Genomic DNA, 13,636 nt, shown 5'->3' with positions numbered 1-13,636 from the left:
AAATCACTGCTCTAACGCCGCTTTTTGCGCGGCGACAATATCGCAAATCCCCGTTTTTGCTGACTCGAGTAATTTCATCAAGTCATCATGGCTAAAAGGTTCACCTTCTGCGGTGCCTTGCACCTCAATCATGCGGCCATCTTCTGTCATCACCACATTCATATCGGTATCAGCAGCAGAGTCTTCAACGTACTCTAGGTCACACAATACATCTTGACCAAGCATACCGACAGAAACCGCAACAACATGCCCTTTCATCGGGTTTGCTTTCAACTTACCACCGTCGACTAAATGCTGGAATGCATCAGCCATAGCAACACTGGCACCTGAAATAGCAGCCGTGCGCGTTCCACCATCGGCTTGAATCACGTCACAATCGACAGTCACCATAATTTCGCCCATAGATTCAAGATCAACCACAGCCCTTAAGCTACGTGCAATCAGGCGCTGAATTTCCATGGTACGGCCACCTTGTTTTCCACTCGCCGCTTCACGGCGCATGCGGGAGTGCGTCGAGCGAGGTAACATACCGTATTCAGCCGTCACCCAGCCTTTGCCTTGACCTTTTAGCCAGCGAGGTACATTTTCTTCAACGGTCGCATTACATAATACTTTCGTATTGCCAAACTCAACCAGAACTGAGCCTTCAGCATAAGCCGTGTAATTACGAGTGATTTTAATTGGGCGAACTTGGTCCGCCTTGCGATCGTTTGGACGCATTGGCATCTACCTTAGTTGTCTATCTATAGATAGGGGGAAGACGAATCAGATTAGGGCGAGATTCTAGCAGAAAGCTCAGTGCTGGAAAAGCACCCTATTTTTCAGCGATACCAAATCTCGCTTATTCTGCTACTATTGCCACGCGTTATTTTCACAGATGATTAAGACAGGAAAATTCGATGATCTACAGTATGACCGCTTATGCTCGTAAAGAGGTAAAAGGTGAATGGGGCAGCGCAGTATGGGAAATCCGCAGCGTCAACCAACGTTATTTAGAAACCTACTTTCGACTACCTGAGCAATTTCGTGGCCTAGAGCCTGTTCTGCGCGAACGTTTTAGAAAGCGCCTAGCACGCGGAAAAGTAGAATGTGCCCTACGTTTTGAAGCTAACCCTGCCGCCAAAGGCGAGCTTAGCATCAACGAAACTCTCGCCAACCAAGTGATCAATGCCGCCAAGCAAGTGATGACAATGACAGGCGATGACAACCGATTAAACCCATTTCAAATCATGAATTGGCCAGGGGTTATGGAAACCTCTGAACAGGACATGGATGCGATTAACAAAGACTTACTGGCTGCATTTGACGACGCTGTAAGCGAGTTCATTGAAGCTCGTGGTCGTGAAGGCGACAACATGAAAGCCTTAATTGAGCAGCGTTTGTCGGCCATCACAGAAGAAGTCATCAAAGTGCGTGCTCGAATGCCAGAAATCATCGAGTGGCAACGCGAGCGTTTGTTCTCAAAGTTTGAAGAAGCTAAGGTCGAACTTGACCCTTCTCGTGTCGAACAAGAACTTATCCTTCTTGCGCAAAAGTCTGATGTAGCGGAAGAACTAGATCGCCTCGATTCGCACGTAAAAGAAGCAAACAATATCCTTAAAAAAGGTGGCGCTTGCGGCCGACGCTTAGATTTTATGATGCAAGAGTTTAATCGCGAATCCAACACCTTGGCATCTAAATCGATAAGCACAGATATCACAGCCTCAGGCGTTGAGCTAAAGGTTCTTATCGAACAGATGCGAGAGCAGATCCAAAATATTGAATGATTTTTTCTGTATTGCATGCTCTTTCTAAGGCCCTGTATTATGGGGCTTTATTGTTTCTAGCCCTTTGCTAATATGTCAGCTTCTTTTATATTAATGGTTACCAATTTGAGAACAAGCTTATACGCGCAAATACCCGAGAGTCGTTCGGCGGTGGTTTATACCGCCGAAAAAGGAATGGTAAGAAATTCTACGAGCCACGAGCTCTCATAGAGCAGCACGAAAGTATTCGAGTCTCTTTTGACCCGACGCCTTTCAATGAAACTCGTCAACTTTAGCTTAGCGCAAAGTTCATTCCGAAGTGCAACGCTCCCCTATGCAGTCTGAAGGTGTTCTCGAAAGACAACTTCAGACCATCTGAATCCAAGACACTTTCTTGGTATGTTTAAACGCTTTTCATTCAACCCTCGCTCCCATGATGAGTATGGGTGGGCAAAATACGCCTCAGCATCCTGGGCTTTAGCAATGGCTTATGCTCGACGAATTCAGAACCATTCTCTGCTGTGTTCGTATTGACGTAATCCGCACAGGGATTAAGCATATGAATCACCGTATCCGTGATATCTACGGCGCGTTTTGCCCCCAACTTACGAGCTAGTACCTCCGACTCTTACTCTCTGTCAGGATCTCCAAAGCACTGGTCCCTTGACTGCCTAAAATTGTATCCATCTCCTGATCACCAAAGCACTCTCATATCTCAACTTCAGAAGGACGCTCATTTATGGAGCGAGGGTTAGGTATCGCGCAATATTCGCTGTCACTCCTCTGCGGTTCCGCTTATGGCTTTGGCACAGTACTTTATACAAGTTGCTGCCATCTTTTATCTGTTGCAACATAACGCTAGGTCCATTCATGGCTGACAGACATACTCATAAGATCACATAAACCACAGATCTGTTCCGGACTTCACTCCAGAGAAAGCTTCAGTTCAACATACTCGATAGTATTGGCAGGTATCCTGTACTTTAAAGCACTCTTTCTTCGTATCAATGTCTGATGGTGAGCTTGGTCTGGATCTTTGGCCTTTCTAATATAATTTTTACTCAACTCTTGAGGTGCTGTGTAGTGATGAACATTCATTGTTTTGACTATAGCGAAAGGTGTAAATTCTTGCGCAAGAGGGACTGATTCTATTATTTTTACTTTAATCAACTACTGATATAGCATGATGGTCCGTTTCGACTTTGGGAAAAGCGCATCAATTATATCGGTCAACCACCTATCGCCTCTCAACCATAAGGGTTGTGCTTATAATCTAAAACCCCGGTAGCCATACAATCATTCCGCATTTCATATATTCACTTTACAAGTATATGAAAATAACTAGAATGGGAGGAGTTTTTCTATTAAAGTGCTAGTTTGCATATTATTGTGTAGTTTGTTTTTTATTTTGTAAAAATTCCTGTCTTTAGGTTTTAAATCTATACTTTAATACTTAGGTTGGAATAATTATTTTTCTAATATTTATAAGGTGGATTGGTGATTTTTTTATTATTTTCTGCTTTTTTTATTTTTATGTCACTTGTTTTTCGTTTGTTTGTTTCAAATAAGAAAGAAGTGCGTTTTTTTAGATTTTTGTTTTTCATAAGCAGTCTCCTTTTAGCTATAGAAGGGGCTGTTATATATGTATTAGGGGAGGGGGTAAATAGCTCGTTTGTTTATCATTTTCTTTATGCTGGCGATATAGAAGGTGGTAATATTATTGCGTTAGGGATGATGGCTTTTTTTGTGTTCTTATTGTTCTTATTGTTCTTATTGCTTTTATTTGAGAGAGTGTGCAAGTCTACTGTAAAGGTAGTGTTTGGTGCTAAGTATCTTTCGTTATCTTTGGTCTTTTTGTCTATTTTAACTAACCCGGTTGGCAAGGAGTTTTATCAGTTCTTTGTTTATAGCGAAGGGGGAACTGATCAGCTTAATTTTGGGATAAGTCAAAAAAAAGATAAGACTAATCAAATTATTGATGGTACTAATAAAGAAGACCTTCCTGACTTAATATTTATATTTGCGGAAAGTTTTGAACGCACATACTTGACTTCCGATAAATATTATCCATATGTGAAAGAAATCAATAACTGGGAAAAGAATAGTATATATTTTAAAAACATAAAGCAGCTTGAAGATTCCAGTTGGACGATTGCTGGAATGGTCTCTTCATTGTGTGGGATACCATTGACCCATCCATCCGGAGGTAACACCCTTGGTAAAGTAGATGAATTTTATCCGGCTGCAATTTGTCTTGGGGATATATTAAAAGACTATGGATACAACTTGTCATATATCCAGGGGTCAAGTTTGGATTTTTCTGGGATTAGGCAGTTTTTTGAGCAGCACGGATTTGTCTCTGTTAAAGGAAAGAGTTATTTTGAGGAAAAAAATCCTGGTTATGATATGCATCACTGGGGTGTTTATGATGATACCTTGTTAGATGAAGCGTATCGTATTTTTAAAAATGATGTGGGGTTAGGTAAAACAGCTCTTTTCATATCAACAATAGATACTCACTTTCCTGATGGGTATGTGTCTAAAAAGTGTGAAGATAATATTGATACTGATGTTAGTCCTTCGATACTGGCAGCTATTTCATGCTCAAGTTATCTGATTTCAAATTTTATTGATCAAATAAGGGCCAATTCGAAGACGAAGGATGCAATTGTTGTTGTAGCCTCTGATCATATTGGCATGGGTAAGCAGTCGCTTTCATTCTTTAATGAAGTTCAAAGACAAAACTTGTTCTTTGTAAACTTACCTTCTAGTACCAAGGGAAGAAAGGGAAGAGGGATTGATGCTATTGGTTCTCAATTAGATATTGGGACAACACTTCTTCATATTATGGGTATAGATGGAAGAATTGGTCTGGGTGTTGATTTGCTAAGTAAGAATGAATCAATTGCCAAGAAGGATAATGTAGAGGATATATTGAGGGAAAATAGAGGTGAGTTTCTGAAACTTTGGGAGTTACCAAAGTCTGATAATGATGTGGTTTTTGATAAAGGAAAAGTGGTTATAGGTGGGAAGAAATACAGCATTCCTGTTTTATTTAAATTTTCTAAAGATTCGATTGTATATCCATATTATAAGGATGATCCAAGTTCTCTTTTAAGACGAATAGCATCTTTAGATGAAGAGGATGCTTACCTTATTGTAGATAAGTGTCTTGAATTAAATTATGTATTTGATGATGTATTCCGAGAAGATGGTACTTGTTATGCTTTAGGGCGCCTAGGTGTGAACCCTGAAATAGGTGAATATAATTCTGGAAAACGTTTGACCAAGGATAAGTTCACTGAGTTATATAGTGTAAAAGTATCTGGGAACTCCTATCAGAATGATATTGATAAAATGAATGCGGCAGGTGTTCTATCATCCACTCAGAGGTGGCTTTTAAATAAAGTTGATAAAGATTCATATGTATTATTGGATAAAGAAATATATCTTCCATTCGAAAAATATAGTCAAACAAAGAAAAAAATTGAAGACTTTTATAAGGTCAAGATTTTAGAGCATCCTAGTTACTCTCTGGATTATTATTCTATTAGTTCGAATTATATGATTTCATCTTTAGAGAAATTATATAATAGTAGAATTGTTGCAACTAAGAGTAATTTTTTTGATGGAACTTCATTAAAATCTTCGTTAAAAAGATATGGCGAAATATTCTTAGCACTATTTTCTGATAAGTTTAAATATAAAGTGTATGACATCGTTATTCATCATACACTTAAGGATAAAAGCCAGCAACGTTATGCTACAGGTTATAAGACTAAGTTTCTTGACGCTGAACGATATATAGCTCATGCGGGCGGTGCTATAGATGGAATTACGTATACAAATTCAAAAGATTCCTTGGATCTGTTTTATAAAAAAGGATTTAAGCTGTTTGAACTTGATTTGCTGGAAACTTCAGATGGCTACCTTGTAGCTGCTCATGACTGGAATGAGTGGAAGACTATTAGCAATTACAAAGGGGCTTTACCTCCAACTCTCGATGAATTCAAAAAGCACCTATTGTATGGGAAATATGAGCCGCTTTCGATGAAAGATATCTCACAATGGTTTGAAATTCATGATGATTCCATATTGGTGACAGACAAAATCAATAGCCCTCAAAAAGTTGTTGAAAGCTTTCCGTTTAAAGAAAGGCTTATTATGGAACTGTTTACATGGGATGCCATCATTGAGGCAAATAAATTAGGAGTGTTTTCAGCCATGCCGTCGTGGAATTTTATTCGAAATATACATGGAGATATCGATAAAATTAAGGATAGTGGTATTAAGCATGTGGCGCTAAGTAAGAGTGATCTAAAAAATCATATTGGTCAGCTTTTAGCTCTAGAGGAAATAGGTGTTAAAAGTTATTTATTTAATATTGGTTTTGAAAATAGTAAAGGTGAAGAGGGGATTATTTGTGATTATCTAAATGTTGTTTATGGGTTGTATGTTGATGATTTGGACTTAAAAAAAATATCCTGTGAATAACATGTGTTGATTCGAGAATGTATATTATTCTGCTTAAATAGCGTTATACTTCATTAGATCTTCGCCTCAAACAAGATTGAACTAATCCAAACCAGGCAGTTCTCGTTCGCATTTTTTATGTGCTCTTGATCAAGTTCTTGCTCTACTAGCTGTTTTTACACAGCCTGTATCGAAAGGGTCATTAGTTAGAACCTAGTCAGGAATGTATCAATATCCGCTTTTGGCTAGGCCTAAACAGAAGTTGTTATAGTAATTTTTGTAGTGAACGATCGTCTCTTCGCAATGTATTTAGCAACGTAGCCAACAGCGGAACCTTTACTTGGGTCGATGTTTGAATCGCCACCATTTTTCTAGAGACCTTTCAGCCATAGAAAATGGCTTTTAAAGAGGTGCTTATGAGCAACAAACGTTATCCCGAAGAGTTCAAAATCGAAACGGTTAAACAGGTCACTGACCGAGGCTACAGCGTTGCTGATGTAGCTAAACGGCTCGATGTTACAACTCACTGTCTTTATGCCTGGATCAAGAAGTACGGCCCTGATTCAGCTGGGTTAAAGGCTCAGGTTGGCTACAGGAATACACGCTAGGCAAGCGGGAGGGTTTATATTGTCACACCGAATCGAATTCAGCAGCAGTTCAACGTACCAGCGCCTAAGAAGGCATGGGTAACAGATATTACCTATATCAAAATCCATGAAGGCTAGCTGTATTTAGGCGTTGTTGTTGACCTGTTCTCTAGGCGAGTGGTTGGATGACCAATACAGTCTCGTATTACAAAGGAACTGGTGCTAAATGCCTTGCTCATGGCTATATGGGGGCACAATCCTGAATCAGAGGTTGTCGTACATATCGTTCAGGGAAGTCAGTATATAAGCCATGATTGGTAATCCTTTTTAAGAGATTCATGGCCTAAAAGGAAGTATGAGCCGACGAGGTAACTGCCGCGACAGTACAATTGCAGAGAGTTTTTTCCAATTACTGAAAAGGGAAAGGATCTACCATAAGGTTTACGCAACCCGAGAATATGCACGCAGTGATATCTTTGAATACATAGAGCTGTTTTACAACAGCAAATGACGTCATGATTTTAATGGTCAGCTATTACCGATAGAGTATGAAAGCCGATATGAGAAAAGGCTGCTGAGTGTCTAAGAACTGGTGGCGATTCACTGAGCATAGTGAAACAAAGCTCAAGATTATGTTACTCCAAACTGGCCTTCTGCTTGTTGATATTGGGGTGATAGTCTACTTGCGGTGAGCGGCGCGTTGCTAGAGGTTAGTGACTTGGTATGGGAATCCTTTCAAAGGTGGTTACCAATTTGGTTACCTTTTTTCTTTCGGATTTTTATTGGTGACCTATCTTTTTGATATTAATTATATGTAAGAAATTGATGCGAGAGCAGAACCAAAATATTGAATAAAGATAAAAACCAGCTCTAGGTCAAACCATTGCAACCTAGAGCTGATTCGCTATATTTGGCAAGCTCTATTCCCTTGTTCGGCTGGGTACTTGTAAGTCACCAATAGCACCTCTGCCATTCTTAGCCCTAACGGAACGCTGGCTTTTAGAGTACTCGCCTGAGAGTCAGGCTCTCTCTGATTATCGGATGTGAAAGTTAGGCTCTTCTGGCCATTTTTACCATCGGTAATACGATAGCGATAGCTGCGCTGTCCAACTCCAAGGCTAGGGCCTTGAGAGTCAAATTGAATCTTGCCGATGCCAGAGCCTTGAACAAAAAGGCTTGGTAATGCCTTAGCAGCACCTTCAAAAGTAATCATTACTTTAGGAGAGTTGGCAATTAGCACGCCTGTTAGTTCAGCTAAATTACCACCTTGATTATGGCAACCAAGGTTAAAAGGTGGTTTGTATATCAGTTGATATCCAGTTTCATCTTGGCCTTGATTCTGGATTGACTGCCAGATAGGGTCATTAAAATACCAGCCAGACTGCCCATCTGAGCTCAAGCTGTCTTTTTTAATTGGTAAATAAACATAACCTTGATAGCTAATCTCTATCTTTATCGGCTCTGCTTTAGCGAGTGAATTTAGATCAACCGACCGCCCTACATCATCAACAAAAACTAGACTCCCAGCTAAGGCTTGCTGCGCTGATTTAGCCTTCTCTGGATCAAGATACAGTGTTAAACCGAGCGTTCGATCGGGGCTATTCAACGAGTTTGTAATATCGGCAAGTGAAATACCAATATCATATCTGGGTTGATAATCTTTCGACTCACTACCATCAACTGGGTTAAAGGTTTTGATTCCACCAGAGTCATGAATAGGTGACTGTAGGTTGCTGATTGCAGCCTTAAGCATTGAAGAATTGTGCTGAAAGCCATTACTAATCGCGCTTATCACCTGATAGGAATGCAAGTACAAGCCGAGCTTTTGCAACACCCCTGCACCGGAGGCTGGCATCTCCGGTAAAACTTGGCTTAAGTTGTTCGCATCTGCAAGCTTGGAAAATGCTATTGGCGGCTTGTCTTTTGCTGCATGCCCGCTCCATTTAAATGCAACCGCATAATCGACAACATAGTCGAGTTTGGTCTCAACAGTGCCTTTGTAAGGCTCAAGCGCTTGATTCGCTTTCTCTATGTATTCGGGGGCAATCGGATTAAACGCGTATTCGTAAACATCAACTAGCTCACTGGCAAGCGTTTCTAGCTCTTTTTGATGCTCCGCTAACTGCTGCTTTGTTTGCTCATTCAAACCATAGGAGATAGCAGACATCACCTGTAAATAAGCATGATTAAAGCTTTTTCCTTCAAGCAGCTCAGCACTTCCGTAAGCTTTATCAGGCAGAACGCGCGCGCTGATGTAATCATAGGTGTATTGATTGAAGATAAAGTTATCATTGAGATACCAGTAGGGAAAACGGCTATGGTTGGCTCCTTTAACCACAGCGGCAAAACCATCCATTTCTCCCGGGATCACCTGTCTAAATTGATTGAGTAGATATTGGTAATACCCTTGTTCAGGCTTCTTTATATCAGACCCTTGATTGCTAGGGCATGCACGTGCCTCTTTCTCACAAGCCTTAGCATCGGCCACATTGACGGTAGAAGAATCACCATTTGCTCCGACACCTACAGGAAAACCAAGCATTACTACCAAAAAAATTCGCTTTAACAACACTTACTCTCCCTTGGATGATTAGATCTAACTCAAATTTGTTGTCAAAAAAATCAACAATTTTTCCTTATAATCCTAGGTGTTTTTTCTGATATTGCCTTAAACCTGAGAAGTTTTTCACTAGAATATCGACTCTTCAAATACACTAGGCAATATCGGCCACCTCGAATGCTTGTTCCAAACAAACAACTTATGCTAACCTTCGGCTCCCTTTTTCTGACTGAAACTTAATCACTTCAGTGATTTCTCACGGTCAGTGCTATCTTTAAGATGTCAGCGTAAAGCAGACAAAATAGAAACAAATTTGGAACGTACCCATGGGAAAAGGCACTCTTTACATCGTATCTGCACCAAGCGGGGCTGGAAAATCTAGCTTGATTTCTGCCATGCTAGAGACCAATCCGACCTATGCCATGAAGGTGTCAGTATCACACACGACCCGTGGCATGCGCCCAGGTGAACAAGACGGTGTTCATTATCACTTTGTGCAAAAAGAATCCTTCGAAGAACTGATCGAGCAAGGCGCTTTTCTTGAATACGCTGAAGTGTTTGGCAACTACTATGGAACATCACGCCTGTGGATTGAAGAAAATTTAGATAAAGGTATTGATGTCTTCCTGGATATCGATTGGCAAGGTGCTCAGCAAATCCGTAAACAAATGCCTGGTGCTCAGAGTATCTTTATCTTACCACCTTCAGATGATGAGTTGGAGCGTCGACTCAATGCTCGCGGGCAAGACAGTGAAGCTGTGATTGCAAAGCGTATGGCAGAAGCAAAGTCTGAGATTTCTCACTATACCGAATATGACTATGTGATTGTTAACGACGATTTCGATAACGCACTTATCGATTTTAAGGCAATCATTCGAGCAGAAAGATTAAAACAAGACAAACAAGCCGCCAAATATAAGGTGATGCTTGATGCACTTTTAGCAGATTAAGCCGCCTATAGGTGGTTTATCACTAATTACTCTCAGTGGCTACTAGACACTGAGAACATAGAGACTGTATAATTTCTCGTCATACAAAATTTTTAGTTAACTAATTTGGAGTTCTCATGGCACGCGTAACTGTTCAAGACGCTGTTGAAAAAGTTGGCAACCGCTTCGACCTAGTTCTTATTGCGGCTCGCCGCGCTCGTCAAATGCAAACTGGTGGTAAAGATTCACTAGTGCCAGAGGAGAATGATAAGGCGACGGTTATCGCTCTACGCGAAATTGAAGAAGGCCTAATCACTAAAGAAATTCTTGATGCTAGAGAGCGTCAGGAGCAACAGGAACAAGAAGCAGCAGAGCTAGCAGCTGTAAGCAGTATTGCACACAGTCGCTAATCTGATACTCTTCTAATAACTATCTTCCGGGCCTAAAGTTTGTATTTATTCGACAGCTTAAAAGACGTTGCCCAAGAATACTTACCAGAGCCTCAAATTGAGGCTCTGCGTCAATCTTATGTGGTAGCGAAAGATGCCCATGAAGGGCAAACTCGCTCAAGTGGCGAACCTTATATTATCCACCCTGTCGCCGTGGCGCGAATTCTGGCTGAAATGCGCCTTGATATTGAAACGCTACAAGCCGCACTACTGCATGATGTCATCGAAGACACTGCCGCAACCAAACAAGATTTAGAAAATCAATTTGGTGCGACCGTTGCTGAGCTGGTCGACGGGGTATCGAAACTTGATAAGCTCAAGTTTCGCGATCGTAAAGAAGCGCAAGCAGAAAATTTTCGTAAAATGGTTCTTGCCATGGTGCAAGATATCCGTGTCATCCTTATCAAGCTTGCCGACAGAACCCATAACATGCGCACTTTAGGGGCGCTTCGAGCAGACAAGAAACGTCGTATTGCCAGAGAAACCCTAGAAATATACTCACCACTTGCTCATCGTTTGGGTATCCATAACATCAAAACTGAACTCGAAGAGTTAGGCTTTGAAGCCTTGTATCCAAATCGCTATCGCGTGCTAAAAGCCGTTGTGAAATCGGCGCGCGGTAACCGTAAAGAGATGATTCAGCGCATACATGATGAAATTGAAGGCCGCCTCGAAGAAGTTGGTCTCAAAGCACGAGTGTTTGGTCGAGAGAAAAACCTCTATTCCATCTACAACAAGATGAAGACCAAAGAACAACGCTTTCACACCATCATGGATATCTACGCATTCAGAGTCGTTGTCTCTGACGCCGACACCTGTTATCGCGTTCTAGGACAAGTTCACAGCCTGTATAAACCGCGTCCTGGGAGAATGAAAGATTACATAGCCGTGCCTAAGGCGAATGGTTATCAGTCCATTCACACCTCTATGGTTGGCCCTCATGGTGTGCCTGTTGAAGTCCAGATCCGCACTGAAGATATGGACCAAATGGCAGACAAAGGGGTCGCAGCACACTGGTCTTATAAAGGCAACAGCGATCGCTCTGGTACCACAGCACAAATTAAAGCTCAGCGCTGGATGCAAAGCCTGCTGGAATTACAGCAAAGCGCGGGTAACTCATTCGAATTTATCGAAAACGTAAAATCGGATCTCTTCCCAGACGAAATTTATGTGTTTACCCCCAAAGGTCGTATTGTTGAGCTACCTGTGGGTGCGACCGCTGTCGATTTTGCCTACGCTGTTCACACCGACGTGGGCAATACCTGTGTCGGAGCACGAGTGGATCGCAACCCTTATCCTTTGAGTAAATCGCTCAAAAATGGTCAAGCAATTGAAATCATCAGCGCACCTGGAGCTCGTCCCAACGCAGCTTGGCTAAACTATGTGGTTACATCACGGGCTCGAACCAAAATACGCCAAGTACTCAAAACAATGCGCCGCGAAGAGTCCATCACCCTTGGTCGCCGTTTACTCAATCACGCTCTAGGTGATTTGTCTCTATCAGATATTCGTGAAGAGAATATCCAGCATGTATTGTCTGAGTTAAAAATCGATAACGTCGATGATCTATTGGCAGACATTGGCCTGGGTGAGTTGATGAGCATAGTGATTGCGCGCAGGCTACTAGGTGATACCGATGAGCTCACAGAAGCCCAGCCTTCAGAAGGTGGTAAACCGAAGAAGAAGTTGCCAATACGCGGCGCGGAAGGATTACTTCTCACCTTTGCTAACTGCTGCCATCCGATACCGGATGACCATATCATTGCCCATGTATCACCAGGGCGAGGCTTGGTTGTACACAGAGAAACTTGTCCAAACGTACGTGGCTATCAAAAAGAGCTTGATAAGTACATGGCGGTAGAATGGTCTGATGATTATGAGCAAGAGTTTATAACCGAGTTATACGTGGATGTGCAAAATCGTCAAGGCGTTCTTGCCGAGCTGACTAATGTTATCTCAAAAACGGGGTCGAATATTCACGGACTATCAACGGAAGAGAAAGACGGTCGTTTATACACAGTCACTGTTCTGCTCACTACCAAGGATAGGGTCCATCTTGCTGGCATAATGCGCAAAATTAAAGCCATGCCTCATGCCCTTAAGGTGCGACGTCGCAAAAACTAACCTCGTCTTAACTATGCCCTTGAGCTTACTGGCTCAAGGGCTTAAATCACATATATCGCTATGAACTTAGAACGTTACCAACGGATTCAACAAGTCCTTCAGTCACGCCAGACTGACCTGACATTTTGTCTCGAAGAAGTCCATAAACCTAACAATGTCTCAGCCGTAATTCGCAGCGCCGATGCCACCGCTATCCATAAAATACATGCCGTTTGGCCAAATGCAATGCGCACACTCAGTCATACATCAGCGGGAGCTCGCAACTGGGTAGAAGTAGAAACTCACGACACGATTAACGACGCCGTGAGTGTACTTAAACAGCAAAATATGCAGGTTTTAGTCACCAATTTATCGGAAACCGCGGTCGATTTTCGCGATATTGATTACACCAAACCGACTGCCATCATTCTGGGTGGCGAAAAAATGGGGGCATCAGAGCAAGCCAAACAGCTCGCCGATCAAGATATCATTATTCCAATGTTGGGCATGGTGCAATCACTCAATGTGTCAGTTGCCAGTGCCGTTATCATGTATGAAGCTCAGCGCCAGAGGCAAGCTGCGGGTTTATATGACAACCCAGCCAATCCAATTACTGAAAATACTGTGCAAAAAGTTTTGTTTGAACGCGGCCACCCTGTGCTAGCCAAAGTTGCCAAGCGCAAAGGCTTGCCTTATCCACTTATCGATGAACAGGGCGAGGCAATCGCAAGTGAAGAATGGTGGCGAGAGATGCAGCAAAAATAAAGCAAAACACAGCACGGGACCTAAG

General features: G+C 41.9%; 8 protein-coding genes and 1 pseudogene. 7 read left to right on the top strand and 2 right to left on the bottom strand.

The window, feature by feature from the left end; translation table 11 throughout:
• Window positions 1-3 precede the first annotated feature (3 nt).
• Window positions 4-720 (bottom strand): ribonuclease PH, encoded by a 717-nt coding sequence (rph, locus tag DPF90_RS08415; protein ID WP_114785891.1) that lies wholly within the window; start codon window positions 718-720, stop codon window positions 4-6.
• 179 nt (window positions 721-899) lie between these two features.
• On the opposite strand from rph, the gene DPF90_RS08410 reads away from it, so the two are divergent.
• The 3 genes and pseudogenes from DPF90_RS08410 to DPF90_RS08390 all read left to right on the top strand — a co-directional run bounded on the left by DPF90_RS08410 (window position 900) and on the right by DPF90_RS08390 (window position 7,391).
• Window positions 900-1,766, top strand: coding sequence for a YicC/YloC family endoribonuclease (locus DPF90_RS08410; RefSeq protein WP_114785890.1), 867 nt, complete (start codon window positions 900-902; stop codon window positions 1,764-1,766).
• Between the two features lie 1,476 nt (window positions 1,767-3,242).
• Window positions 3,243-6,239, top strand: a complete 2,997-nt coding sequence (locus DPF90_RS08400) for a sulfatase-like hydrolase/transferase (protein WP_114785888.1) — start codon at window positions 3,243-3,245, stop codon at window positions 6,237-6,239.
• 395 nt (window positions 6,240-6,634) lie between these two features.
• Window positions 6,635-7,391: pseudogene (locus DPF90_RS08390) on the top strand (IS3 family transposase).
• A 318-nt stretch (window positions 7,392-7,709) separates the two neighbouring features.
• On the opposite strand, the gene DPF90_RS08385 reads toward DPF90_RS08390, so the two are convergent.
• Window positions 7,710-9,377, bottom strand: coding sequence for a hypothetical protein (locus tag DPF90_RS08385; RefSeq protein ID WP_114785887.1), 1,668 nt, complete (start codon window positions 9,375-9,377; stop codon window positions 7,710-7,712).
• Between the two features lie 314 nt (window positions 9,378-9,691).
• Here DPF90_RS08385 and gmk point away from each other — a divergent pair, with 314 nt between their 5' ends.
• The 4 genes from gmk to trmH all read left to right on the top strand — a co-directional run bounded on the left by gmk (window position 9,692) and on the right by trmH (window position 13,611).
• Entirely contained in the window at window positions 9,692-10,315 is a 624-nt protein-coding gene (gene gmk, locus DPF90_RS08380) for a guanylate kinase (protein WP_114785886.1), read from the top strand.
• Between the two features lie 116 nt (window positions 10,316-10,431).
• Window positions 10,432-10,704, top strand: coding sequence for a DNA-directed RNA polymerase subunit omega (gene rpoZ / locus DPF90_RS08375; RefSeq protein WP_006957184.1), 273 nt, complete (start codon window positions 10,432-10,434; stop codon window positions 10,702-10,704).
• Between the two features lie 39 nt (window positions 10,705-10,743).
• The gene (gene spoT, locus DPF90_RS08370) at window positions 10,744-12,867 is read left to right on the top strand and encodes a bifunctional GTP diphosphokinase/guanosine-3',5'-bis pyrophosphate 3'-pyrophosphohydrolase (protein ID WP_114785885.1); all 2,124 of its coding nucleotides are present in this window, start codon (window positions 10,744-10,746) and stop codon (window positions 12,865-12,867) included.
• A gap of 60 nt (window positions 12,868-12,927) precedes the next feature.
• Window positions 12,928-13,611, top strand: coding sequence for a tRNA (guanosine(18)-2'-O)-methyltransferase TrmH (gene trmH / locus DPF90_RS08365; RefSeq protein WP_114785884.1), 684 nt, complete (start codon window positions 12,928-12,930; stop codon window positions 13,609-13,611).
• Window positions 13,612-13,636: the final 25 nt, after the last annotated feature.

Origin of the sequence: Vibrio tetraodonis, assembly GCF_003350295.1 — a bacterium.
GTDB lineage: Bacteria > Pseudomonadota > Gammaproteobacteria > Enterobacterales > Vibrionaceae > Vibrio > Vibrio tetraodonis.
The sequence above is the reverse complement of the archived record's forward strand: the minus strand, read 5'-3'. Positions and strand labels throughout refer to the sequence as shown.